The following is a 25,023-nucleotide window of genomic DNA, read 5'->3' as shown; positions in this document are numbered from 1 at the left end:
GTAACCGCTGGCGCAGCCTGCGATCGGCTGCGCAGCAGTCGCCAGTCTTTTGAAACCGCTGAAGGTCCTGCGGCCCTTGTCGCAGCCTCGTGCCTCGGCAGCGGCTACAGGGGATTCATGGGATTCATGGGATTGCATTTCAGGGCGGTTTCAGCGGTGGGATGACGGACCGGCATCACCACCAGGCCAATAAATATCGGTTTCTATCGTAGGAAGTTTCTGAATGTTACCTAGTCATCCAAATGTGTAACCCGCTACCCAAACATGAGGCAAAGGGCTACGCCCGCGCCGCCAAAACCCGCGTTTTAGACACCCGCTGAAATAAGATTAAACGCCAGACTTGCCGTGCTAGAAGGGTTTGCGAATAATAGGCCCGCAATTTGCAGCGTTAACAGGTTTAATATCTTTTGCCTCTGCATAAATTCTAGAGGCTGTCAATGGGTTTGGGCCGCTTTCTCGGTGCATCTGTAAATTGTTGTCGCATTGAGGAAATATCGGCTTCCGGCCTGTCGTTAGAATGCCGATCACTCGCTCGCCGTCGTTTACGTTCAATTGCGTAGGGCTAAGCGGCGCTATTCGGTTTTACTCAGTCGCATCGTGGGCCATGGCTCATACTGCTGTTTTTGCCCTATACCGATGGAGTCCCAAGATGAAGAAACTCGTGCTGTTGGGCGCCCTGGCGCTGTCTGTGTTGTCCATGCAGGCCTTCGCTGACGAAAAACCCCTGAAGATTGGTATCGAAGCGGCTTACCCTCCGTTTGCCTCGAAGGCGCCGGATGGCAGCATCGTGGGTTTCGACTACGACATCGGCAACGCCCTGTGCGAAGAGATGAAGGTCAAGTGCACGTGGGTCGAGCAAGAGTTCGATGGCCTGATCCCTGCGCTGAAGGTACGCAAGATCGACGCGATCCTGTCGTCCATGTCCATCACTGACGACCGCAAGAAGTCCGTGGACTTCACCACGCGCTACTACCTGACCCCGGCACGCCTGGTGATGAAGGACGGTACTGTGGTCAGCGACAGCCTGGATGAGCTCAAGGGCAAGAAAATCGGCGTGCAGCGTGGTTCGATCCACGACCGTTTCGCCAAGGAAGTTCTGGCCCCTAAAGGCGCCACCGTCGTTCCTTACAGCTCGCAGAACGAAATCTACCTGGACGTGGAAGCCGGTCGCCTTGATGGCACCGTGGCAGACGCCACCCTGTTGCAGGACGGTTTCCTGAAGACGCCCGCGGGTAAAGGCTACGCGTTTGTTGGCCCGCAGTTCACCGACGTCAAGTACTTCGGCGACGGCGTAGGCATCGCGGTGCGTAAAGGCGACAAAACCAATCTGGACAAGATCAACGCTGCCATCGCTGCGATCCGTGCCAACGGTAAGTACAAGCAAATCCAGGACAAGTACTTCGACTTCGATATTTACGGCGCTGATCCAAAAGCCGCCAACTAAGTCATCGCAACTGTCTGTCCGAAATGGCGCAAGCACCAGGGTCTCTGAAGTTTGCGCCATTTTTTCATCCCCCTTTTCGAGGACCTGAATCATGTTGAAAGGCTACGGGGCTGTCATCCTCGATGGCGCATGGTTGACGCTTCAGCTCGCCTTGTCGTCCATGGCCCTGGCCATTGTTCTGGGTCTGATCGGGGTCGCGTTACGCCTGTCGCCGGTGCGCTGGTTGGCATGGCTGGGCGACTTGTACTCCACGGTGATCCGCGGGATCCCCGACCTGGTGCTGATCCTGCTGATTTTCTATGGCGGTCAGGACCTGCTGAACCGCGTCGCGCCGATGCTCGGCTACGACGACTATATTGACTTGAACCCTTTGGCCGCCGGTATCGGCACCCTGGGTTTCATCTTTGGCGCCTACCTCTCGGAAACGTTTCGTGGTGCCTTCATGGCCATTCCCAAGGGCCAGGCTGAAGCCGGCCTTGCTTATGGCATGAGCAGCTTCCAGGTGTTTTTCCGGGTGATGGTGCCGCAGATGATTCGGCTGGCGATTCCCGGCTTCACCAACAATTGGCTGGTGTTGACCAAAGCCACCGCACTGATTTCCGTGGTGGGCCTGCAAGACATGATGTTCAAGGCCAAGCAGGCGGCCGATGCCACCCGCGAACCTTTTACCTTCTTCCTCGCAGTGGCGGCGATGTACCTGGTGATCACCAGCGTGTCGTTGCTGGCCTTGCGTCACCTTGAGAAGCGCTACTCGGTAGGCGTAAAGGCGGCTGATCTATGATCTTCGACTACAACGTCATCTGGGAGGCGATGCCGCTGTACCTCGGCGGCTTGCTGACCACCCTGAAATTGTTGGCCATCTCGCTGTTCTTCGGTTTGCTCGCAGCCTTGCCCCTGGGCCTGATGCGCGTATCCAAGCAGCCGGTCATCAACGGCGCTGCCTGGCTCTACACCTATGTGATCCGCGGCACGCCGATGCTGGTGCAACTGTTCTTGATCTACTACGGTTTGGCTCAGTTTGAGGCCGTGCGTGAAAGCTTTCTCTGGCCGTTGCTGTCCAGCGCGACGTTCTGTGCCTGCCTGGCTTTTGCCATCAACACCAGTGCCTACACCGCCGAGATCATTGCCGGTAGCCTCAAGGCCACGCCTCATGGCGAGATCGAGGCGGCCAAGGCCATGGGCATGTCGCGTTACAAGCTGTATCGCCGGATCCTGTTGCCGTCGGCCCTGCGCCGGGCACTGCCGCAGTACAGCAACGAAGTGATCATGATGCTGCAGACCACCAGCCTGGCCTCCATCGTCACGCTGATCGACATCACCGGCGCCGCGCGCACGGTGAACGCCCAGTACTACTTGCCGTTCGAAGCCTACATCACCGCCGGCGTGTTCTACCTGTGCCTGACGTTCATCCTGGTGCGCCTGTTCAAGTTGGCCGAGCGCCGCTGGCTGAGCTACCTGGCTCCACGGAAGCACTGATATGGAACGTATCGATCACGTATTGCCCTGGGGGCACCTGGGCTGCGAGCGCCAACTGACGGTGTTCCGTTTCGGCAGCGGCGAGCGCAAGGCTTATATCCAGGCCAGCCTGCACGCCGACGAATTGCCGGGCATGCGTACCGCCTGGGAGTTGAAAAAACGCCTGGTCGAACTGGAGCAGCAAGGCGCCCTCAACGGCGTGATCGAGCTGGTGCCGGTGGCCAACCCGATGGGCTTGGGGCAGTTGCTGCAAGGCGCTCATCAGGGGCGTTTCGAAGTCGGCAGCGGCAAGAATTTCAACCGTGATTTCGTCGAGTTGAGCGAGCCGGTTGCCGAGTTGCTCAAGGGTTGCCTTGGGGATGATCCCCACGCCAATGTGCGTCTGATCCGTCAGGCAATGAGCGATGCACTCAACGCTTTGCCGGCGCCGAGCAGTCAATTGCAAGGTATGCAGCGGGTGTTGCTGAGTCATGCGTGCACCGCCGACGTGGTGCTCGACCTGCACTGCGACGCCGAAGCCGCGCTGCATATGTACGCGCTGCCCCAGCATTGGCCGCAGTGGCGTTCGCTGTCGGCACACTTGAATGTGAAGGTCGGGCTGCTGGCGGAAGATTCCGGCGGCAGTTCCTTTGACGAGGCCTGCTCGCTGCCGTGGTTGCGTTTGTCGCGGGAATTCCCCGAGGCGCAGATTCCCCTGGCTTGCCTGGCGACGACGCTGGAATTGGGTGGTCAGGCTGACACAGGTCGAGATGAAGCGATTTTCCACGCTGAAGGCATCCTGGCCTTTCTCGCCGAGCAAGGCTTGATAAAAGGGGAGTGGCCACAAGCGGCCCATGACCCCTGCGAAGGCATGCCCTTCGAAGGCACCGAGTTGTTGTTCGCGCCCCATGCCGGGGTGATCAGTTACCTGCGCCGCGCCGGTGAGTGGGTGGAAGCGGGCGACCCTCTGTTTGAAGTGATTGATCCTTTGACCGACCGCGTCAGCATTGTCTGCGCCGGTACGTCGGGAGTGTTGTTTGCCGTTGAACGGCTACGTTATGCCCAAGCGGGTTTCTGGCTGGCCAAGGTGGCGGGGCGCGAAGCGCTGCGTCACGGGCGCTTGCTCAACGACTGACCAACTGTTTTTGTGAGAACCGACCGCATGTACAAACTTGAAGTCCAAGACCTGCATAAACGCTATGGCAGTCATGAAGTGCTCAAAGGTGTGTCCCTGGCCGCCGCGGCCGGTGATGTGATCAGCATCATCGGCTCCAGTGGTTCGGGCAAAAGTACCTTTTTGCGCTGCATCAACCTGCTGGAGCAACCCCACGCCGGCAAGATTCTGCTCAACAACGAAGAGCTGAAACTGGTGGCCAACAAGGACGGAGCCATGAAGGCGGCCGACCCCAAGCAGCTGCAACGCATGCGCTCGCGACTGTCCATGGTGTTCCAGCATTTCAACCTGTGGTCCCACATGACTGCGTTGGAAAACGTCATGGAGGCGCCGGTCCATGTCCTCGGCATGTCGAAAAAAGACGCGCGGGAAAAGGCCGAGCACTACCTGGCCAAGGTCGGCGTCGCTCATCGTAAGGATGCGTTCCCCGGCCATATGTCCGGCGGTGAGCAGCAGCGTGTGGCGATTGCCCGTGCCTTGGCGATGGAGCCTGAAGTGATGCTGTTCGACGAGCCTACCTCGGCCCTCGACCCGGAGCTGGTGGGCGAAGTGCTCAAGGTGATGCAGGACCTGGCCCAGGAAGGTCGGACCATGGTAGTGGTGACCCACGAAATGGGCTTTGCCCGTGAAGTCTCCAACCAGTTGGTATTCCTGCACAAAGGTATCGTCGAAGAGCGTGGTAACCCGCGTGAAGTACTGGTCAACCCACAATCCGAGCGTTTGCAGCAGTTCCTGTCCGGTAGCTTGAAGTAATCAAGGCTGCCGTTGTGCACTGATATAGGGCATGCTTCGCGCGGCTTACAGGCTAACCCCGGTCCAGTGTGGGAGCTGGCTTGCCTGCGATAGCGTAGTGTCAGGCGATAGGAATGTTGAATGTGCTGGCGCCATCGCAGGCAAGCCAGCTCCCACATTTGATCTTCATCGGTTTTAAGATTTGTGTTCACTTACGGGCTAGCATTAGCGATGCCTTTAACACTGTTTTTCGTTTCGGATAGCACTCCATGACCGCCCATCGAATTGGTTTCCTGATTTGGCCCAGCACTAAAGCCCTGACGCTTGCGCTGGCTGAGGAGGCCTTGCGCGTTGCTCAGCGGGTGCATCCGGACGTGGTGTATGAACTGTCGTTTCTCCAGGCGGAACCGCCGGTGGACGGTGCGTGGCAGTTGCCGGGTGAGCCTTGGGCCGGCAAGTTGGAAGGTTTTCAGAAGCTGTTCTTGCTCGCCGATGAGCCGCCTACCGTGTTGGCTTCGCCGTTGAGCAGCGCGCTCAAGCAGTTGGTTCGTTCCGGCTGTGTGATCGGTGGTTTGTCGGCAGGTGTCTATCCACTGGCACAGTTGGGCTTGCTCGACGGCTATCGCGCCGCCGTGCATTGGCGCTGGCAGGATGATTTTGCCGAGCGCTTTCCCAAGGTCATCGCCACCAGCCACCTGTTCGACTGGGACCGTGATCGCCTGACCGCCTGTGGTGGCATGTCGGTACTCGACCTGCTGCTGGCAGTACTGGCCCGCGACCATGGCGCCGAACTGGCCGGGGCGGTATCGGAAGAGTTGGTAGTAGAGCGCATTCGTGAAGGCGGCGAGCGTCAGCGCATTCCATTGCAAAATCGCCTGGGTTCCAGCCATCCGAAGCTGACCCAGGCCGTTTTGCTGATGGAAGCCAATATTGAAGAACCGCTGACCACCGACGAAATCGCCCAGCATGTTTGCGTCTCGCGACGACAACTGGAACGCATCTTCAAACAGTACCTCAATCGCGTCCCCAGCCAGTACTACCTGGAGCTGCGCTTGAACAAGGCCCGGCAGATGCTGATGCAAACCAGCAAGTCGATCATCCAGATCGGCCTGTCGTGCGGCTTCTCCTCGGGGCCGCACTTCTCCAGCGCTTACCGCAACTTCTTTGGCGCCACGCCGCGTGAAGACCGTAACCAGCGCCGCAGCAGCAGCCCGTTTGAATTGTCGTCGGTGCCTTCCGAGCGCGGTTGATCCCATATTCAGCGCGCAGCAGAATTCCAGTTGCGTGGCCGCAAACTCTCGTCATCAGTTTAAACTGCGCCATTGCGACGCTATTTGTCGCATTGGCGTAAACCCGCGTAAAACCGGGGTTAGCGCTATAAGAAGTTGTCGCTTGGCGACAAGGCCGGGCTGAAAACTGTCCTTACAATCCCTCCATCGCCCGCCAGTTTCAGGCAGGCGTTCCTCTTCAGGAGACTCCGATGTCCGTTGAGCAAGCCCCGGTGCAACGTGCCGATTTCGACCAGGTCATGGTTCCCAACTATGCACCTGCCGCGTTCATTCCTGTGCGTGGCGCAGGTTCGCGCGTGTGGGACCAGTCGGGTCGAGAGCTGATTGACTTTGCCGGCGGCATCGCGGTCAACGTATTGGGCCATGCCCACCCGGCGCTGGTCGGTGCACTGACCGAACAGGCCAATAAGCTGTGGCACGTATCCAACGTCTTCACCAATGAACCGGCCTTGCGCCTGGCTCACAAACTGATCGACGCCACCTTTGCCGAGCGTGTGTTCTTCTGCAACTCCGGCGCCGAAGCCAACGAGGCCGCCTTCAAGCTGGCCCGTCGCGTCGCGTTCGACCGGTTCGGCAGCGAGAAGTACGAAATCATCGCCGCGCTGAACAGCTTCCACGGCCGCACCCTTTTCACCGTGAACGTTGGTGGCCAGTCGAAGTATTCCGACGGCTTCGGTCCGAAAATCACCGGTATCACCCATGTGCCGTTCAATGATCTGGACGCGCTGAAAGCCGCTGTTTCGGACAAGACTTGTGCTGTGGTGCTGGAGCCGATCCAGGGCGAGGGCGGCGTGCTGCCGGCTGAGCTGGCTTACCTGCAAGGTGCCCGCGACCTGTGCGATGCCAATAACGCGCTGCTGGTATTCGACGAAGTACAAACGGGTATGGGCCGCAGCGGCGAGCTGTTCGCCTACCAACATTACGGCGTAGTGCCGGACATCCTCACCAGCGCCAAGAGCCTGGGCGGTGGTTTCCCGATTGCAGCGATGCTGACGCGTGAAGACCTGGCCAAGCACCTGGTGGTCGGCACCCACGGCACCACCTACGGTGGCAACCCGCTGGCGTGTGCGGTGGCGGAAGCGGTGATTGATGTGATCAACACCCCGCAAGTGCTGGCTGGCGTTAAAGCCAAGCATGACCTGTTCGTGGCTCGTCTGGAGCAGATCGGCCAGCAATACGGCATTTTCACCGAAGTGCGCGGCCTGGGCCTGCTGCTCGGTTGCGTGCTGAGCGATGCCTGGAAAGGCAAGGCCAAGGACATCTTCAATGCCGCCGAGCGTGAAGGCCTGATGATCCTGCAAGCCGGTCCTGATGTGGTGCGCTTCGCCCCGAGCCTGGTGGTGGAAGATGCTGACATTCAAGAAGGCCTGGATCGTTTCGAACGTGCCGTGCAAAAGCTGACGCAAGCCTGATAGACACACATTTATTTGCCGGACCGGATCAAATGTGGGAGCGGCGGTGCGACGATTCGACTTGCTCGCGAAAGCGGTGGTTCAGTCGCCAGAGGTATTGACTGATACTCCGCATTCGCGAGCAAGTCGAATCGTCGCACCGCCGCTCCCACATCGGGGTCTGTGTTGATTCAAATCTGTCCGGTATTTTTCCTATGAGTTTTTCGAGTTAAGGAGTGACACCATGCTGGTGATGCGCCCCGCGCAAATGGCTGATCTGGGCGAGGTACAGCGTCTGGCTGCGGACAGCCCGATTGGTGTCACCTCCTTGCCGGATGATGTCGAACGCCTGAGCGACAAGATCTGCGCAAGCGAAGCGTCCTTCGCTGCCGAAGTCAGTTTCAACGGTGAAGAAAGTTATTTCTTTGTCCTTGAAGACACCGAGACCGGCAAGTTGGTGGGCTGTTCGGCCATCGTCGCCTCGGCCGGTTATTCGGAGCCGTTCTACAGCTTCCGTAACGAAACCTTCGTGCATGCCTCCCGTGAGCTGAAGATTCACAACAAGATCCACGTTCTGTCCCAGTGCCATGACCTGACCGGTAACAGCTTGCTGACCAGCTTTTATGTGGTGCCGGAGCTAGTGGGATCGCCGTGGTCGGAGCTCAACTCCCGTGGCCGCTTGTTGTTCGTCGCCAGCCACCCCGAACGCTTCGCCGATTCGGTGGTGACCGAGATTGTCGGCTACAGCGACGAGAATGGTGATTCGCCGTTCTGGGACGCCATCGGGCGTAACTTCTTCGACCTCAACTATGCCGAGGCCGAGCGCCTGTGCGGGTTGAAGAGCCGTACCTTCCTCGCCGAGCTGATGCCGCATTACCCGATCTACGTGCCGCTGTTGCCGGACGAAGCTCAGGAGGCCATGGGCCAGGTGCATCCGCGGGCGCAGATCACCTTCGACATCCTGATGCGCGAAGGCTTCGAGACCGATCACTACATCGACATTTTCGACGGCGGCCCAACGCTGCACGCACGAATCTCGGGTATTCGCTCGATCGCCCAGAGCCGCGTGGTGCCGGTGAAGATCGGTGAGAGGGTCAAGGGTGTCGGTCGTCAGTACCTGGTCAGCAATGCGCAGTTGCAGGATTACCGCGCGGTGATGCTGGAGCTGGACTACGCGCCAGGCAAACCGGTGATCCTGGACCTGGAAGCCGCCGAAGCCCTGGGCGTCGGTGAAGGTGCCAGCGTGCGTCTGGTGGCGGTTTAACGCATTCGAGAGTTTCGCGGGTGGCTGGAGCCAGCGGCCCGTTTGAGGAGATAGCATGATCGTTCGTCCCGTACGCAGCAGCGATTTACCGGCCCTGATTGACCTGGCGCGCAGCACTGGCACCGGCCTCACCACCTTGCCGGCCAACGAAGAGCGCCTGACCCACCGCGTCGGCTGGGCTGAAAAGACCTTTCGCGGCGAAGCCGGGCGCGGTGATGCCGATTACCTGTTCGTGCTGGAAAACGACGACGGCCAGGTGGTGGGGATTTCCGCCATCGCCGGCGCTGTCGGCCTGCGTGAGCCCTGGTACAACTTCCGGGTTGGCCTGACGGTCAGCGCCTCCCAGGAGCTGAATATCTACCGCGAGATTCCGACGCTGTTCCTGGCCAACGACCTGACCGGCAATTCCGAACTGTGCTCGTTGTTCCTCCACGCCGATTACCGCACCGGCCTCAACGGCCGCATGCTGGCCAAGGCGCGGATGCTGTTCATTGCTGAGTTCCCGCAGCTGTTCGGCAACAAGATCATCGCCGAGATGCGCGGCATGTCCGACGAAGCCGGGCGTTCGCCATTCTGGGAAAGCCTGGGCCGGCACTTCTTCAAGATGGAGTTCAGCCAGGCCGACTACCTCACCGGTGTTGGCAACAAAGCCTTTATCGCCGAGCTGATGCCGAAGTTTCCGCTGTACACCTGCTTCCTCTCCGAGGATGCACGCAACGTGATCGGCAAGGTTCACACCGACACCGAGCCCGCCTTGAGCATGCTCAAGAGCGAAGGCTTCAGCTATCAAGGCTACGTCGATATCTTCGACGCGGGCCCGGCGGTGGAGTGTGAAACCAGCAAGATCCGCGCAGTGCGTGACAGTGAGGCGCTGGTGCTGGCCATTGGCACGCCGGGAGACGACGCCACGCCGTTCCTGATCCATAACCGCAAACGCGAAGATTGCCGCATCACCGCTGCTCCGGCGCGTCAGGCGGCTGGCACGTTGGTGGTCGATCCACTGACGGCCAAGCGCCTGAAACTGATCGCCGGTGATCAAGTGCGTGCCGTACCGTTGTCCGCTGCACGGGAGTCGAAATAATGAATTCGCTATACATCGCAGGTGAGTGGCTGGCAGGCCAGGGTGAGCGCTTTGAGTCGCTGAATCCGGTGACCCAGCAGGTGCTGTGGTCGGGTAACGGTGCCACCGTTGAGCAGGTTGAGTCCGCCGTGCAGGCGGCGCGTCAGGCATTTCCGGCCTGGGCCAAGCGTTCGTTGGAAGAGCGTTTGAGCGTGCTGGAAGCGTTTGCCGCCAACCTGAAAAGCCGTGCCGATGAACTGGCGCGTTGCATTGGTGAAGAGACCGGCAAACCGCTGTGGGAATCGGCGACGGAAGTCACCAGCATGGTCAACAAGATTGCGATCTCGGTGCAGAGCTACCGCGAGCGTACCGGCGAAAAGAGCGGCCCGTTGGGCGACGCCACTGCCGTGTTGCGTCACAAACCTCACGGTGTAGTGGCGGTGTTTGGTCCGTACAACTTCCCGGGTCACTTGCCCAATGGGCATATCGTTCCCGCGTTGCTGGCGGGTAACACCGTGTTGTTCAAGCCGAGCGAGCTGACCCCGAAAGTGGCCGAGCTGACCGTGCAGTGCTGGATCGACGCCGGCTTGCCGGCGGGCGTGCTGAACCTGCTGCAAGGCGCGCGGGAAACCGGGATCGCCCTGGCGGCCAATCCGGGTATCGACGGCCTGTTCTTCACCGGCTCCAGCCGTACCGGCAACCACCTGCACCAGCAGTTCTCCGGGCGTCCGGACAAGATCCTCGCCCTGGAAATGGGCGGCAACAACCCACTGGTGGTGGACGAAGTGGCCGACGTGGATGCGGCGGTCTACACCATCATCCAGTCGGCATTCATCTCTGCCGGCCAACGTTGTACCTGTGCCCGACGTTTGCTGGTGCCGGAAGGCGCCTGGGGCGATGCGCTGTTGGCGCGGCTGGTGGCGGTGAGCGCGACGATTGAAGTCGGTGCGTTCGACCGACAGCCAGCGCCGTTCATGGGTTCGGTGATTTCCCTGGGAGCGGCGAAAGCCTTGATGGATGCCCAGGAACTGATGCTCGCCAATGGCGCTGTAGCGTTGCTGGAAATGACCCAGCCACAGGCCCAGGCCGCGTTGCTGACGCCGGGCATTATTGATGTGACGGCGGTCACCGAGCGCGAGGACGAAGAACTGTTCGGCCCGCTGCTGCAAGTGATCCGCTACGCTGATTTCGAAGCGGCAATTGCCGAGGCCAACAACACCCAATACGGGTTGGCCGCAGGCTTGCTGTCGGACTCCGAGGCGCGTTACCAGCAGTTCTGGCTCGAAAGTCGTGCCGGGATCGTCAACTGGAACAAGCAACTGACCGGCGCTGCCAGCAGTGCGCCATTCGGTGGAGTCGGGGCCTCGGGCAACCATCGCGCCAGCGCCTATTATGCTGCGGATTATTGTGCGTACCCGGTGGCCTCGCTTGAGACCCCAAGCCTGGTGTTGCCGGCCGCGCTGACACCGGGTGTAACACTGATCTAAATGTAGGTGCGGGCTTGTGTGGGAGCGGGCTTGCTCGCGAAGGCGGTGTGTCAGTCGCTGGATGCATTAACTGATCCACCGTCTTCGCGAGCAAGCCCGCTCCCACACAAGCCCGCTCCCATATTTGATTTGTGGTGTTTTCAAGTAATTTGAAGCCAATAAAAAACAGATGTTCGTGGAGCCTCGCCGATGAAATCCTGTGAAGTCAATTTTGACGGTCTAGTGGGGCCGACCCATAACTACGGCGGTTTGTCCTACGGCAACGTCGCGTCCCAGAGCAACAGCCAGCAATCTTCCAACCCCAAGGAAGCAGCGCTGCAAGGTCTGGCGAAAATGAAGGCCCTGATGGAAATGGGCTTTGTGCAAGGCGTGCTGGCGCCGCAGGAACGTCCTGACGTAGCGGCTCTGCGCAACCTTGGCTTTGCCGGCACCGACGCACAAGTGATCCAGCAAGCAGCCAAGCACGCCATGCCGTTGCTGGTAGCAAGCTGCTCGGCGTCGAGCATGTGGGTGGCCAACGCCGCCACGGTCAGCCCGAGTGCCGACACTGCCGATGGCCGCGTGCACTTCACCGCTGCCAACCTCAACTGCAAATACCACCGCAGCATCGAACACCCGACCACCAGCCGCGTGCTGGGAGCCATGTTCGCCGACCAGAAACACTTCGCCCACCACGCTGCATTGCCGGCGGTGGCGCAGTTTGGTGATGAAGGCGCGGCCAACCACACGCGTTTCTGCCGTGACTATGGCGAGGCTGGCGTAGAGTTTTTCGTGTTCGGCCGCAGTGCGTTCGACACCCGCTACCCGGCGCCGCAAAAGTACCCGGCGCGCCAGACTCTCGAAGCGTCCCAGGCCGTCGCCCGCCTGCACGGCCTGCAGGATGACGGTGTGGTATTCGCCCAGCAGAACCCGGCGGTGATCGATGCCGGTGTGTTCCACAACGACGTGATCGCGGTAGGCAACGGCGAAGTACTGTTCTATCACGAGGATGCCTTCCTCAATACCGAGCAGATGCTCGGCGAATTGCAGGGCAAGCTCGGCAAGCGTGGCGGTAATTTCCAGTCGATCTGCGTGCCGCGTGCCCTGGTCAGCGTTGAAGATGCGGTGCGTTCCTACCTGTTCAACAGCCAGTTGCTGACCCGTGCTGACGGCTCGATGCTGCTGATCGTGCCAGAAGAGTGCCGCAGCAATGAACGTGTCTGGCAGTACCTGCAAAGCCTGACGTCCTCCGGTGGCCTGATCCGCGAAGTGAAGGTTTTCGACCTCAAGCAAAGCATGCAGAACGGCGGTGGCCCGGCATGCCTGCGCTTGCGGGTGGCCTTGAATGAAACCGAACTGGCGGCGGTCAACCCAGGGGTTATCATGACGGCACCGTTGTACGACACTCTGACCCACTGGGTCGACAAGCACTACCGCGACAGCCTGCGGGAAACCGACCTGGCTGACCCGCAATTGCTGCTTGAGTGCCGGACGGCACTGGATGAACTGACGCAAATCCTTAAACTGGGCTCGGTTTATCCTTTCCAGATCAATTAATGCCCCAGATGAGAGCTACTTTATGACCGACACCCTGCAACTGATCCTTGAAGACACCGATGGCACTCAGCTGGAAACCTCCTGCACCCGCGTCGCGGTGATCTGGCAGGGCAAGGAAATCTGGATCCAGCACGATGGCCGTGGCCAACTGCTGATCGGTGTCGATGTGGAAGAAGGTGACACCGAGTACGCCAACCTGCTGATGCGCCCATTGGCCACCAACCTGATGAGCCTGCAACTGGAAATGGAACCGGCTGACGTCGGTGATGATGAAGATCACGTCCACGGTCCAGACTGCAACCACTAAGGAAGCTGATCTATGCTCGCCCTCGGCAAACTGCTTGAACTGACCCTGGCCGGACGCGAACCGGCCGAGAAGACTCAAACGACTGTCGAAGGCGTGCGATTGCGCTGGCTCAGTGAGGGCGCGCTGGAAGTGCGCCCACCTGAGGCGCGGGACAACGGCAACGATGTGCTGCTATCGTCCGGCATCCACGGCAATGAAACCGCACCGATCGAATTACTCGACCGGTTGCTGCACGGCATCGCCCGCGGCGATCTCAAGCCGCGTGCACGTATTCTGTTCCTGTTCGGCAACCCCGAAGCCATGCGCCGAGGCGAGCGTTACCTCGAACAGGACGTCAACCGGCTGTTCAACGGCCGTCACGAACAAAGCAGTGGTCCGGAAGCCCTGCGCGCAGCTGAGCTTGAACAGTTGGCCCGCAGCTTCTTCAGTCTGCCTGATCGTTCGCGCCTGCATTACGACCTGCACACCGCCATTCGCGGCTCGAAGATCGAGCAGTTTGCCCTGTATCCGTGGAAGGAAGGACGTCAGCATTCACGCCGCGAGCTGGCGCGCCTGCGCGCTGCGGGCATGGAAGCTGTGCTGCTGCAGAACAAGACTTCGATCACCTTTACCGCGTTTACCTACGAACAATTGGGCGCCGAGGCGTTCACTCTGGAGCTGGGCAAGGCTCGGCCGTTCGGGCAGAACCAGGGGGTGAATGTGTCCCGTCTGGAAACCCGCCTCAAGCAGATCATCGAAGGCAACGAGCCTGAAACCGAAGCCCTGGACGGCCTGCAGCTGTTCAGCGTCTCCCGGGAAGTGATCAAGCACAGCGATGAGTTCATCCTGCACCTGCCGGCGGATGTGGAAAACTTCTCGGAGCTGAAAAAGGGTTATCTGCTGGCCGAGGATATTGCCAAAAGCCGCTGGGTGATCGAGGAGGAGGGTGCACGCATCATCTTTCCTAACCCGAAGGTGAGAAATGGTTTGCGAGCGGGGATCTTGATTGTGCCCACGACGGACAAAGGCCTCGCATAAACTTTAGGGTTGATCACAACCAAATGTGGGAGCGGGCTTGCTCGCGAAGGCGGAGTGTCAGTCAAAAATGTATCAACTGACCCACCGCCTTCGCGAGCAAGCCCGCTCCCACATTGGTTTTGCACTGTGGCTTAAACCGCGACAGCCCGTGGCTCATTGCGACGCAGTGCACGAATCTTGTGCAGCGTGTCGGCACAGGTCTTCGCCGCTTCCTGGCCCTTGTGCACGAAGTGCTCAAAGAAGAACGTCTGGTGTTCCATACCTGCGTGGAAGTGATGCGGGGTCAGCGACACCGAGAACACCGGCACTTCGGTTTCCAGCTGAACCTGCATCAGGCCGCTGACCACTGACTGGGCGACGAACTCGTGACGGTAGATCCCACCGTCCACTACCAGGGCTGCCGCGACGATGCCGGCATAGCGGCCGGTCTTGGCCAGCAACTTGGCGTGCAGGGGCATTTCAAAGGCGCCACCGACTTCGAAGAAATCGATATCCGACTCCTGATAGCCCTGGGCGATCATCTCGGCGAGGAAGCCTTTACGGCTCTGATCGACAATATCCTTGTGCCAGCAGGCCTGGATAAATGCGACGCGCTCGCCGTGGTGGTTTTTGGCTTTGCTGTCAATTGCGGTGGGTTGCATGTTCTGACTCCTGTTTATGAAAAAAACAGGGCGTTATGAATCGAATGGGATTTAAGGGTACGGCATCACCCACCATGCCAGGCATGATCGATTGCGCACGGCCCTTAGGCGCCAATCCCGTTCTCTCTTCATCCGGACTATGACCGTCGGCCCCGGGATCACACCGGGTCTGCTGACCTTGTCGCCGTCCTGCCTGAGCAGTTCGAGGCGCCAAGCGCTCGCGGGCTATGCACATTGCGCGCAATTACCGCCGGTGGGGAATTACACCCCGCCCTGAGAACGTTGCCACCAGAACCCTGGCGGCGGTCAGTTTTTACCACATATTTCTGAAAGCTGCATAGGCTGCTTTTCGATAATTGCTATTGATTATATTGGTTGGTCTGTTTGTGGCTCGCGTGCCTACAAGGGACTTGATATTCAACCGCTATGCCCGCAGTAATCGTTATCCAAAGGACATTACTCATCCGCCAGAGGTTTGCTTCATGACCGTGATTGACCTTCGCAGTGACACCGTGACCCAGCCGACCCCGGGGATGCTCGACGCCATGGCCAAGGCTGCCAGTGGTGATGACGTCTACGGCGAAGACCCCAGCGTCAATCGCCTGGAAGCTGAACTGGCCAGCCGCCTGGGATTTGCCGCGGCACTGTTCGTGCCCACCGGCACCATGAGCAACCTGCTGGCGTTGATGGCCCACTGTGAGCGTGGCGAGGAATACATCGTCGGCCAGCAGGCCCACACCTACAAATACGAAGGAGGCGGTGCGGCGGTGCTGGGCTCGATCCAGCCTCAGCCGCTGGAGGTCCAGGCGGATGGTTCCCTGGACCTGGATCAGGTGTTGGCGGCCATCAAACCGGATGACTTCCATTTCGCCCGTACTCGGCTGCTGGCGCTGGAAAACACCATGCAAGGTAAAGTCTTGCCGCTGGCCTACCTGGCGGCGGCACGGGCTTTGTGTCGTGAGCAAGGTCTGGCCCTGCACCTGGACGGCGCGCGGATCTACAACGCGGCGGTCAAGCTGGGGGTGGATGCCCGCGAGATAGCCCGGCATTTCGATTCGGTCTCGGTGTGCCTGTCCAAGGGGCTCGGGGCGCCGATCGGTTCGGTGTTGTGTGGCTCCACCGCGTTGATTACCAAGGCTCGCCGTTTACGCAAGATGGTCGGTGGCGGCATGCGTCAGGCAGGCTCGTTGGCGGCTGCGGGGTTGTATGCGCTGGATCATCAGGTAGAGCGCCTGGCCGAGGACCATGCCAATGCTCAATGGTTGGGTGATGAGTTGCGCAGCGCCGGCTACACGGTTGAGCCGGTGCAGACCAATATGGTCTACGTGCAGATGGGCGATCAGGCCGAGGCATTGAAGGCTTTTGCGGCTGAGCGCGGGATCAAATTAAGCGCTGCACCGCGGCTGCGCATGGTCACTCATCTGGACGTCAGTCGCGCGCAGTTGACGCAAGTGGTCGAGACATTTGTCGCGTTTTCCCGAAAATGACAGTGCTGGCCGTCTAATTGACTGTTTCTATCACATAAACACGCTGTACCACGGGCAAAGGGCCGATATAATGCGGCCCTTTGCCGTCGCTCCGTCTGATGACGTTTAGCACTGGCCTTTGGCCGCAGCCTCCGTGGAAGAACCTAATGAAAAGCGCAGAAATCCGTGAAGCCTTCCTTCGCTTCTTCGAAGAGCAAGGTCACACCCGTGTTGCCTCCAGCTCTTTGATCCCAGGCAATGACCCCACCCTGCTGTTCACTAACGCGGGGATGAACCAGTTCAAGGACTGCTTCCTGGGCCAGGAAAAGCGCGCCTACACCCGCGCCACCAGCAGCCAGAAGTGCGTACGCGCCGGCGGCAAGAACAGTGACCTGGAGAACGTTGGCTACACCGCTCGTCACCACACTTTTTTCGAGATGCTGGGCAACTTCAGCTTCGGCGACTATTTCAAGCGTGACGCCATTACCTTTGCCTGGACCTTCCTGACCGGCGTGCTGAACCTGCCGAAGGAAAAACTCTGGGTCACCGTCTACGCCACCGATGACGAAGCCTACGACATCTGGACCCAGCAGATCGGTGTGCCGGTCGAGCGCATGATCCGCATCGGCGACAACAAGGGCGCGCCTTACGCCTCCGACAACTTCTGGACCATGGGTGATACCGGCCCGTGCGGCCCGTGCACCGAGATTTTCTACGATCACGGCGCCGACATCTGGGGCGGCCCGCCGGGCTCGCCGGAAGAAGACGGTGACCGTTACATCGAGATCTGGAACAACGTGTTCATGCAGTTCAACCGCACCGCCGATGGCGTGTTGCATCCGTTGCCTGCTCCGTCGGTGGATACCGGCATGGGCCTGGAGCGGATCAGTGCGGTGATGCAGCACGTTCACTCCAACTACGAAATCGACCTGTTCAAGAACCTGCTGAGTGCGTCGGCCGCTGCCATTGGCTGCGCCAACGAAGACCAATCTTCGCTCAAGGTGGTGTCGGACCACATTCGTTCCTGTGGTTTCCTGATTGCCGACGGTGTGCTGCCGTCCAACGAAGGCCGCGGCTATGTGCTGCGCCGTATCATCCGTCGCGCCTGCCGTCACGGTAACAAGTTGGGCGCCACCGGTAGCTTCTTCTACAAAATCGTTGCCGCGCTGGTGGCCGAGATGGGCGAGGCCTTTCCGGAACTCAAGCAGCAGCAGGCCAACATCGAGCGCGTGCTCAAGGCTGAAGAAGAGCAGTTCTCCAAGACCCTGGAACACGGCTTGAAGATCCTGGAACAGGACCTGGCTGAGCTTAAAGGCACCGTGGTGCCGGGCGACGTGGTGTTCAAGCTGTACGACACTTATGGCTTCCCGATGGACCTGACGGCCGACATCGCCCGTGAGCGTGAACTGACTGTCGATGAAGTCGGTTTCGAGCGTGAGATGGAAGCCCAGCGTGTGCGCGCCCGTTCCGCCAGCTCCTTTGGCCTGGACTACAACACCCTGGTCAAGGTTGACGTGGCCACTGAGTTCACGGGCTATCACGCCACCGTTGGTTCGGCCAAGATCGTGGCTATCTATAAGGATGGCAAGTCGGTCGACGTCCTGAACGAAGGCGAAGAGGGCGTTGTGGTCCTCGATCAGACGCCGTTCTACGCCGAATCCGGCGGCCAGGTCGGTGACTGTGGCTTCTTGAGCTCGACATCCGGTCGTTTCGACGTGCGCGACACCACCAAGACCGGCGGTGCTTTCCTGCATCACGGTGTATTGGTGTTGGGCAACCTGACGGTCGGCGCGCCGGTAGACACTCAGGTTGATGCTGATGTGCGCCATGCAACTGCTTTGAACCATTCGGCGACTCACTTGCTGCACGCCGCGTTGCGTCAGGTGCTGGGTGAGCATGTGCAGCAGAAGGGTTCGTTGGTCGATAGCCAGCGCCTGCGTTTTGACTTCAGTCACTTCGAAGCGATCAAGCCTGAGCAGTTGAAGGCACTGGAAGACATCGTCAACGCCGAGATCCGCAAGAACACCCCGGTGGAAACCGAAGAAACCGATATTGAAACCGCCAAGAAAAAAGGCGCCATGGCGCTGTTTGGCGAGAAGTACGGCGACGAAGTGCGCGTGCTGAGCATGGGTGGCAGCTTCTCCGTGGAGCTGTGCGGCGGTATCCACGCCAACCGTACTGGCGACATCGGTCTGCTGAAAATCATCAGCGAAGGCGGTGTGGCTTCCGGTGTGCGTCGTATTGAAGCGGTCACCGGTGCTGCGGCCCTGGCTTACCTCAACGCCGGCGAAGAACAACTCAAGGAAGCGGCCGGCCTGGTCAAGGGCGGCCGTGACAACCTGATCGACAAGCTTTCTGCCGTATTGGAGCGCAACCGTCAGTTGGAGAAACAGCTGGAGCAGTTGCAGGCCAAGGCAGCCAGTGCGGCAGGCGATGATCTGTCGGCTTCTGCCCTGGACGTCAAGGGCGTGAAAGTCCTGGCGGTGCGCCTGGATGGTCAGGATGGCAAGGCGCTGTTGGCCTTGGTCGATCAGTTGAAGAACAAGCTCGGCCGCGCAGTGATCCTGCTCGGCAGTGTCCATGAGGAAAAGGTCGTTCTGGTTGCCGGTGTAACCAAAGACCTGACTGGCCAACTCAAGGCCGGTGATTTGATGAAACAAGCCGCTGCGGCAGTGGGCGGGAAGGGCGGTGGTCGTCCGGACATGGCGCAAGGCGGTGGTACTGACGCTGGCGCCCTGGACGCGGCCCTGGCCCTGACCGTGCCGTTTGTCGAGGCTGGTATTTAAGACGCTGTTCATGAGTCCGCGGTCTAGTCGCGGGCTCAGGCAGCGCTGGTTGATTGAATAATGGGCGCCCCTTTACGGGCTGAGGCGGCTTAGAAATGGCTTTGATCGTACAGAAATTCGGAGGCACCTCGGTCGGTTCTGTCGAAAGAATCGAGCAGGTCGCCGACAAGGTTAAGAAATTCCGCGATGCCGGCGATGACCTGGTGGTGGTGCTGTCGGCCATGAGCGGTGAGACCAATCGCCTGATCGATCTGGCCAAGGCCATCAGTGGCGATCAACAACCGCTTCCTCGTGAACTGGATGTGATTGTTTCCACGGGTGAGCAGGTGACCATTGCTTTGTTGGCCATGGCGCTGAACAAGCGTGGTGTGCCGGCGGTGTCCTACACTGGTAGTCAGGTCCGCATTCTGACGGACAGTGCGCACACTAAGGCGCGCATCCTGCAGATTGATGACCAGAAGATTCGCGCCGATCTGAAAGAAGGCCGTGTGGTGGTTGTCGCCGGTTTCCAGGGCGTTGACGAGCACGGCAATATCACCACCCTCGGGCGTGGCGGTTCGGACACCACGGGCGTGGCCCTGGCAGCGGCCTTGAAGGCTGACGAATGCCAGATCTACACCGACGTGGATGGCGTCTATACCACTGATCCACGCGTTGTATCCGTGGCTCAGCGCCTGGACAAGATCACCTTTGAAGAGATGCTGGAAATGGCCAGCCTCGGTTCCAAGGTGTTGCAGATTCGCGCGGTGGAGTTCGCCGGCAAGTACAACGTTCCGCTGCGCGTATTGCACAGCTTCAAAGAGGGTCCGGGCACCCTCATTACTATTGATGAAGAGGAATCCATGGAACAGCCGATCATTTCCGGCATCGCTTTTAACCGCGATGAAGCCAAGCTGACCATCCGTGGCGTGCCAGACACCCCGGGCGTGGCCTTCAAGATCCTCGGCCCGATCAGTGGCGCGAACATTGAAGTCGACATGATCGTGCAGAACGTTTCGCACGATAACACCACCGATTTCACCTTCACCGTGCACCGCAACGAGTACGATGCGGCCCATCGGATCCTGGAGAACACCGCGAGCGAAATTGGCGCCCGTGAAGTGGTCGGCGATATCAAGATTGCCAAGGTGTCGATCGTCGGTGTGGGCATGCGCTCTCACGCAGGTGTTGCCAGCCGCATGTTCGAAGCCCTGGCCAAGGAGAGCATCAACATCCAGATGATCTCTACTTCGGAAATCAAGGTGTCGGTGGTTATCGAAGAGAAGTACCTGGAGTTGGCTGTGCGCGCACTGCATACCGCTTTTGAGCTGGACGCTCCGGCCCGACAGGGCGAGTGATGGGGTACCAGGAAGGCGCGGTTTAACCGCGCCTTTCATTTTTCTGTCTGGTGCCTGTAGAGACCTGTTCTTTTACGTGTGCTCGACAATACTTAGGTGTGTAGGGCTGCGGCCGTCTGGTTGTAGGTCGAATGCCTTTTTTTTGCAGACTGTTGTCCCTGAACTGAAATGCGTGAGGAGAAAGGTATGCTGATTCTGACTCGTCGATGCGCGGAGAGCTTGATTATTGGTGATGGCGAAATCACCGTGACCGTGCTTGGCGTCAAAGGCAATCAAGTACGAATCGGGGTTAACGCTCCGAAAGAGGTGGCTGTCCACCGTGAGGAAATCTACCTGCGGATCAAGAAAGAGAAGGACGAAGAACCAAGCCATTAATTTTTATCGTTTTTTATGTTTGCAAACGGGGATGAAGCTGGTTAATATACGCCCCGTGTTGCGGAGAGCTGGCCGAGTGGCCGAAGGCGCTCCCCTGCTAAGGGAGTACACCTCAAAAGGGTGTCGGGGGTTCGAATCCCCCGTTCTCCGCCATTATTTGCGTAGTACGTTGCAATCTGGTTTTTTCGGTAAGTTGTTGAAATTACTCGAAAAAATAGCTTTACATAGAGATTGAACGGCCTATAATGCGCGGCAACAAATGCACTCGTAGCTCAGCTGGATAGAGTACTCGGCTACGAACCGAGCGGTCACAGGTTCGAATCCTGTCGAGTGCACCATTTAAGAGTTAGTTGCAGTAATGCAAGTAGCTTGGCTTCAACCAGTTGTGATCTGGTCTAAAAACACAACTTGCACTCGTAGCTCAGCTGGATAGAGTACTCGGCTACGAACCGAGCGGTCACAGGTTCGAATCCTGTCGAGTGCACCAAACAACAAAAAGCCCGCCTAGTGCGGGCTTTTTGCCGTCTGGGGGTTTTGTTTCCATTGCTGCGCCATCCGCGTGCGGCAAACGGCCCCGGTTCTTTTTCTGCCCGTCCATGTGTTTTCTTTTCTCCCGGTGTCGTCGCAACTCCATACGTGCGGCCAATACTCAGGTTTGCACCGCAAGCGCTTGTTCTTTCCAGTTTTTTGACGTTTAAAACGGCCGGGCAGTGTATCATTGCGCCCGTCAGCCCCGCCGGGGCTTGTGGAATACCTCCATGGACTTACCCAGTAGTTACTTAACACCCCGCTTTACCAATCATGAATTGACTGATTGATCCTTCCGGCGTGCCCCGCTGCTGGGAGTGGAGTTCGCCTATGACCGAAGTTGAAGTAAAGAAAACACAAGAAAGCCTGCAGGATCGCCTGGCTCAAGTGGTTGAGTTGCTGCATCGCCAGCGCGTGGTCGAAGACCTGACCCATCGCCAGGAAGGTCCGCATCACGATCGGGTCGAGAACCTGGTCCACCGCCAAAACCTCGTCGAGTTGCAACGCAAGCTCGATGATCTGCACTCCGCCGACGTCGCCTACATCCTTGAGGCCTTGCCCCTGGATGATCGCCTGACCCTCTGGCAGTTGGTCAAGGCTGACCGCGACGGCGACATCCTCCTCGAAGTATCCGACTCGGTTCGTGAAACCCTGATCGCCGACATGGACGATCACGAGCTCCTGGCTGCCGCCAAGGAGATGGATGCCGACGAACTGGCTGACCTGGCCCCTGAGTTACCTCGTGACGTTGTCCATGAGCTGATGGAGGCTCTCGACGGCCAGCAGCGTGAGCGTGTGCGCTCCGCGTTGTCCTATGATGAGGAGCAGGTCGGCGCACTGATGGACTTCGAGATGGTGACCATCCGCGAAGACGTCAGCCTGGAAGTGGTCCTGCGTTACCTGCGCCGCTTGAAGGAGTTGCCAGGCCACACCGACAAGCTGTTTGTGGTCGACTACGAAGGCATCCTCAAGGGGGTGCTGCCGATCAAGCGCCTGCTGGTCAATGACCCGGACAAGAAAGTCGCGGACGTCATGGCCAGCGATCCGGTGAGCTTTCATCCGGATGAAGATGCTTACGACGCTGCCCAGGCGTTCGAGCGTTACGACTTGATCTCGGCCCCGGTGGTCGACAAGAACGGCAAGTTGATCGGTCGTTTGACTATCGATGAAATGGTCGACCTGATCCGTGAGGAAAGCGAAAGCGAAGTCCTCAACATGGCGGGTCTGCGTGAAGAGGAAGATATTTTTGCGTCAGTCTGGAAGTCCCTGCGTAACCGCTGGGCCTGGCTGGCGATCAACCTGATTACTGCGTTTATTGCTTCTCGTGTGATCGGGCTATTCGAAGGCTCTATTGAGAAACTGGTGGCATTGGCGGCGTTGATGCCGATTGTGGCCGGGATTGGTGGTAACTCGGGCAACCAGACCATCACCATGATTGTACGAGCCATGGCGCTGGATCAGGTGAGTACGGGGCATGGTTCACGGCTGCTGCGCAAGGAGCTGGTAGTCGCTTTGATCAATGGCCTAGTGTGGGGTGGCGTGATTGGCATAGTGGCTTACCTGCTTTATGGCAGTTGGTCTCTGGGCGTGGTCATGACTGCTGCCATGACGCTTAACCTGTTATTGGCAGCCCTGATGGGGGTGCTGATCCCTATGACCCTGGTACGTCTGGGTCGCGACCCTGCCATGGGTGCCAGCGTGATGATCACCGCCATGACCGACAGCGGCGGCTTCTTCATCTTTCTTGGTCTGGCGACCATCTTCCTCCTCTGACACTTCGGGGCTGCTGGCAGCCCCAAGCGCCAAATCCGAGGCAAAAAAAAGCCAGCACATGGCTGGCTTCAGCTTTCAATTGAAAATCAGTTGGCTTCTGCAGCGGCCTCGACGTCGTGGGCGATAAGCGACACGAGGGCGTTTTGCTGGCGGTGGGAGAGCTGGCGAAAACGCTGCAGCAGTTCGCGTTCATGCAGTGACAGCTCCGGGCTGTCCAGGCGCATGCTCAACTCGTCGCCCAGTGCACCTTCCTGAATAAGGCTCTGCTCCAGGCGTGCAATGATTTCGGAGTTCATGCTGCGGTGATGATTGCGAGCCACCTCGGCAATGCGTTCCCGCATTCCGTCTGGCAGACGTACGACGAACTTGTCAGCCGTACGGCTGGAATAAATTGCCTGTTTCAATGGGCGCATATATTTAACCGGTTAGTTCAGGGGAGCGGTTTTTGGAATTGGCCGCAAGATGTCTGTTAGGACAAGGCTTACCACCAAATGTTCAACCTGAATTGCAAAGAGGCCGCATCATGCCTCAGATTTGCCAGTTCATTGGCGTCAAATCTGTGACAAATATTGAACCGGCTAAAGGCTTTATGCCAGCACTCATTTTCAAATTTGCGGACTGGTTTGAAAACTTTATCTGCAGGGTGTCCAAGGGAGTGGCAAGGCTGCAGACGCCGGGGGCAAACGGGTTTTCGGGGGTGCATGCTAAAGCAATATGGCCTTTTGCCCTTAGGTTTAAGACTAGTGGCAATTTGCCGATTTACGAGGCCTTGGCGACATAAGGTCGGGCATTTGGACGGGCTTGAACCGCGGTGGAGGAGGGGGGCAACTATTTTTTGACTGCGGCGTGCTCGCAGAAATTGCTCAGCGCAATAGCGGATCAAATTTGAAGCGTCGCCCGATAATGGTCGTCAGTAACCACAGGCTGCCACATACAGCGCTGGCGATAAAGGCGGTGGTTTGTATGTCCTGTGATGTGATGTTCAGGCCCGCAATGCCGGTAACCAGGGCCAGGGTCAGAAACAGCCAGGCGGATTTTGTCATGGGGCGTTCCGTGGGGAGTGTCAAAAAATCCAGTGCTCAGATGAAGCGGTGGCCTGGATGCCTTGGGTCAGTTGGACGGGTGATTGAGCCGTGGCGTTCATGACGGCCAATTGTGGGCGTTGTTGAATAGGGTGTGAGGCGGCCTGGCTGACGTATACCGGTTCATCACCGGTAGTAGATTGAAAGTGGAACATCACCAGTGCGGTCAAGGCCATCGCATTGAGGGCTAGCAGAAGTGCACTGTTCATGGGTGTGTTCTCCGCAGAATGGTGGTGTTGGCTGGATCTTCAGGGATAAGGATTGCAGGGGGCGTGCCAGTCTTTTATTTATAAAAAATACTTAAAAAACAATAAGTTATATTGATATTGAAATGATGCTTTATTGCATTTTGCAATGATGGCATTTTGAGTTGTTGCATTTTGCACGATCGTGATTATCGCCAGGCATTATTGGGTGGCGCCTGGCTCTTTGTTAGGAGGCGCGGCCTACACTCAAAAAGCCCACGGACGACATGACAAAACTCGACTCGGCCGTTAACATGCACGCCGTCCGTCGCAACGCCTTTGGCGCGGTGGCTGTCACTTGTCCCAGTAGCTCAATTGGATAGAGCATCCCCCTCCTAAGGGGAAGGTTGGCCGTTCGAACCGGCCCTGGGACACCATCATTGACGCTCCGCTCTTTTTAAAAAGGGCAGGGATTCGAGAAGGCCCCGTCAGAACATTCTGGCGGGGCTTTTTTGTGGGTGGGTGGGCAGCCCCAGGTTAAATAAAGCGCCTGGGTTTGCAGCTCTTTTTGATCGTGCCCCGAACCTTGTCGATGTTTGAGGCTCAATGGCATTGCGGCGCGAGTTTGTACCTTACAGGTCGCCATTGAGCGTCTGAGACGTAGCCTCTTGGCGATGCACCAGCTTTAACGAAA

At 58.6% G+C, this 25,023-nt stretch carries 23 protein-coding genes, 4 tRNA genes and 1 riboswitch; of the genes, 23 read left to right on the top strand and 4 right to left on the bottom strand.

All coding sequences use genetic code 11. The features are described 5' to 3' along the window. The first annotated feature begins 649 nt into the window (after positions 1 to 649). The 13 genes from J7E41_RS18525 (at position 650) to astE (ending at position 14,156) form a co-directional block, all read left to right on the top strand. A complete protein-coding gene (locus J7E41_RS18525; protein WP_214994971.1) occupies positions 650 to 1,444 on the top strand; it encodes an ABC transporter substrate-binding protein in 795 nt (264 codons plus the stop codon). Between the two features lie 91 nt (positions 1,445 to 1,535). Further along, entirely contained in the window at positions 1,536 to 2,225 is a 690-nt protein-coding gene (locus J7E41_RS18520) for an ABC transporter permease (RefSeq protein WP_155586204.1), read from the top strand. Continuing rightward, positions 2,222 to 2,920, top strand: a complete 699-nt coding sequence (locus J7E41_RS18515) for an ABC transporter permease (protein ID WP_214994969.1) — start codon at positions 2,222 to 2,224, stop codon at positions 2,918 to 2,920. The genes J7E41_RS18520 and J7E41_RS18515 overlap by 4 nt, the downstream gene beginning before the upstream one ends. 1 nt (position 2,921) lies before the next feature. Continuing rightward, a complete protein-coding gene (locus tag J7E41_RS18510) occupies positions 2,922 to 4,034 on the top strand; it encodes a M14 family metallopeptidase (protein ID WP_214994967.1) in 1,113 nt (370 codons plus the stop codon). Between the two features lie 27 nt (positions 4,035 to 4,061). Next, positions 4,062 to 4,826 (top strand): ABC transporter ATP-binding protein, encoded by a 765-nt coding sequence (locus J7E41_RS18505; protein WP_088426873.1) that lies wholly within the window; start codon positions 4,062 to 4,064, stop codon positions 4,824 to 4,826. Between the two features lie 248 nt (positions 4,827 to 5,074). Then, positions 5,075 to 6,055 carry a GlxA family transcriptional regulator gene (locus J7E41_RS18500; RefSeq protein WP_214994965.1) on the top strand — a complete coding sequence of 327 codons (981 nt, stop codon included), beginning with the start codon at positions 5,075 to 5,077 and terminating at the stop codon, positions 6,053 to 6,055. Positions 6,056 to 6,285: 230 nt separating this feature from the next. Beyond that, positions 6,286 to 7,506 (top strand): aspartate aminotransferase family protein, encoded by a 1,221-nt coding sequence (locus J7E41_RS18495; RefSeq protein ID WP_214994963.1) that lies wholly within the window; start codon positions 6,286 to 6,288, stop codon positions 7,504 to 7,506. Positions 7,507 to 7,729: 223 nt separating this feature from the next. Further along, complete coding sequence (gene aruF / locus J7E41_RS18490; RefSeq protein ID WP_214994961.1) at positions 7,730 to 8,749, top strand: arginine/ornithine succinyltransferase subunit alpha; 1,020 nt, start codon at positions 7,730 to 7,732, stop codon at positions 8,747 to 8,749. A gap of 55 nt (positions 8,750 to 8,804) precedes the next feature. Beyond that, positions 8,805 to 9,830, top strand: coding sequence for an arginine N-succinyltransferase (astA, locus tag J7E41_RS18485; RefSeq protein ID WP_214994959.1), 1,026 nt, complete (start codon positions 8,805 to 8,807; stop codon positions 9,828 to 9,830). Continuing rightward, on the top strand, positions 9,827 to 11,296 hold the full coding sequence (astD, locus tag J7E41_RS18480) for a succinylglutamate-semialdehyde dehydrogenase (RefSeq protein WP_214995362.1): 1,470 nt from the start codon (positions 9,827 to 9,829) through the stop codon (positions 11,294 to 11,296). Before astA ends, astD begins: the two co-directional genes overlap by 4 nt. 189 nt (positions 11,297 to 11,485) lie before the next feature. Beyond that, a complete protein-coding gene (gene astB, locus J7E41_RS18475; protein ID WP_214994957.1) occupies positions 11,486 to 12,832 on the top strand; it encodes an N-succinylarginine dihydrolase in 1,347 nt (448 codons plus the stop codon). A 22-nt stretch (positions 12,833 to 12,854) separates the two neighbouring features. Next, the gene (locus J7E41_RS18470) at positions 12,855 to 13,139 is read left to right on the top strand and encodes a topoisomerase II (protein ID WP_214994955.1); all 285 of its coding nucleotides are present in this window, start codon (positions 12,855 to 12,857) and stop codon (positions 13,137 to 13,139) included. Between the two features lie 12 nt (positions 13,140 to 13,151). Then, positions 13,152 to 14,156 carry a succinylglutamate desuccinylase gene (gene astE, locus J7E41_RS18465; protein WP_214994953.1) on the top strand — a complete coding sequence of 335 codons (1,005 nt, stop codon included), beginning with the start codon at positions 13,152 to 13,154 and terminating at the stop codon, positions 14,154 to 14,156. Positions 14,157 to 14,287: 131 nt separating this feature from the next. Here the strand turns inward: astE and J7E41_RS18460 are convergent, their stop codons facing one another. Further along, on the bottom strand, positions 14,288 to 14,797 hold the full coding sequence (locus J7E41_RS18460; RefSeq protein ID WP_155586193.1) for a 6,7-dimethyl-8-ribityllumazine synthase: 510 nt from the start codon (positions 14,795 to 14,797) through the stop codon (positions 14,288 to 14,290). Between the two features lie 115 nt (positions 14,798 to 14,912). Further along, positions 14,913 to 15,082: riboswitch (FMN riboswitch) on the bottom strand. 197 nt (positions 15,083 to 15,279) lie between these two features. Between J7E41_RS18460 and ltaE the strand changes: the two genes are divergently transcribed. The 8 genes from ltaE (at position 15,280) to mgtE (ending at position 23,062) form a co-directional block, all read left to right on the top strand. Further along, complete coding sequence (gene ltaE / locus J7E41_RS18455; protein WP_214994951.1) at positions 15,280 to 16,284, top strand: low-specificity L-threonine aldolase; 1,005 nt, start codon at positions 15,280 to 15,282, stop codon at positions 16,282 to 16,284. 146 nt (positions 16,285 to 16,430) lie between these two features. After that, entirely contained in the window at positions 16,431 to 19,049 is a 2,619-nt protein-coding gene (gene alaS, locus J7E41_RS18450; protein ID WP_214994949.1) for an alanine--tRNA ligase, read from the top strand. Between the two features lie 95 nt (positions 19,050 to 19,144). Continuing rightward, positions 19,145 to 20,386, top strand: a complete 1,242-nt coding sequence (locus tag J7E41_RS18445; protein WP_169355869.1) for an aspartate kinase — start codon at positions 19,145 to 19,147, stop codon at positions 20,384 to 20,386. Positions 20,387 to 20,572: 186 nt separating this feature from the next. Next, positions 20,573 to 20,761: a carbon storage regulator CsrA gene (gene csrA, locus J7E41_RS18440; RefSeq protein WP_002554426.1), complete on the top strand. Its 189-nt coding sequence runs from the start codon at positions 20,573 to 20,575 to the stop codon at positions 20,759 to 20,761. Between the two features lie 62 nt (positions 20,762 to 20,823). Next, positions 20,824 to 20,914, top strand: a tRNA-Ser gene (locus J7E41_RS18435). 108 nt (positions 20,915 to 21,022) lie between these two features. Further along, a tRNA-Arg gene (locus J7E41_RS18430) sits at positions 21,023 to 21,099 on the top strand. A gap of 72 nt (positions 21,100 to 21,171) precedes the next feature. Next, positions 21,172 to 21,248: transfer RNA gene (locus tag J7E41_RS18425), tRNA-Arg, on the top strand. A gap of 371 nt (positions 21,249 to 21,619) precedes the next feature. After that, on the top strand, positions 21,620 to 23,062 hold the full coding sequence (gene mgtE / locus J7E41_RS18420; protein ID WP_214994947.1) for a magnesium transporter: 1,443 nt from the start codon (positions 21,620 to 21,622) through the stop codon (positions 23,060 to 23,062). Positions 23,063 to 23,148: 86 nt separating this feature from the next. Here mgtE and J7E41_RS18415 read toward each other — a convergent pair whose 3' ends face one another. Then, on the bottom strand, positions 23,149 to 23,475 hold the full coding sequence (locus J7E41_RS18415; RefSeq protein ID WP_003175643.1) for an Arc family DNA-binding protein: 327 nt from the start codon (positions 23,473 to 23,475) through the stop codon (positions 23,149 to 23,151). Between the two features lie 32 nt (positions 23,476 to 23,507). Between J7E41_RS18415 and J7E41_RS18410 the strand changes: the two genes are divergently transcribed. Further along, complete coding sequence (locus tag J7E41_RS18410) at positions 23,508 to 23,843, top strand: hypothetical protein (RefSeq protein ID WP_214995375.1); 336 nt, start codon at positions 23,508 to 23,510, stop codon at positions 23,841 to 23,843. An 82-nt stretch (positions 23,844 to 23,925) separates the two neighbouring features. Here the strand turns inward: J7E41_RS18410 and J7E41_RS18405 are convergent, their stop codons facing one another. Both J7E41_RS18405 and J7E41_RS18400 read right to left on the bottom strand, forming a co-directional pair. Continuing rightward, positions 23,926 to 24,105 carry a PA3371 family protein gene (locus tag J7E41_RS18405; protein ID WP_214994945.1) on the bottom strand — a complete coding sequence of 60 codons (180 nt, stop codon included), beginning with the start codon at positions 24,103 to 24,105 and terminating at the stop codon, positions 23,926 to 23,928. Positions 24,106 to 24,125: 20 nt separating this feature from the next. Further along, the gene (locus J7E41_RS18400; protein ID WP_214994943.1) at positions 24,126 to 24,353 is read right to left on the bottom strand and encodes a hypothetical protein; all 228 of its coding nucleotides are present in this window, start codon (positions 24,351 to 24,353) and stop codon (positions 24,126 to 24,128) included. A gap of 336 nt (positions 24,354 to 24,689) precedes the next feature. On the opposite strand from J7E41_RS18400, the gene J7E41_RS18395 reads away from it, so the two are divergent. Beyond that, positions 24,690 to 24,766 (top strand) — tRNA-Arg (locus tag J7E41_RS18395). Positions 24,767 to 25,023 lie beyond the last annotated feature (257 nt).

This window comes from Pseudomonas fluorescens, from assembly GCF_018614655.1.
Classification (GTDB): Bacteria; Pseudomonadota; Gammaproteobacteria; order Pseudomonadales; family Pseudomonadaceae; genus Aquipseudomonas; species Aquipseudomonas fluorescens_BX.
The sequence above is the reverse complement of the archived record's forward strand: the minus strand, read 5'-3'. Positions and strand labels throughout refer to the sequence as shown.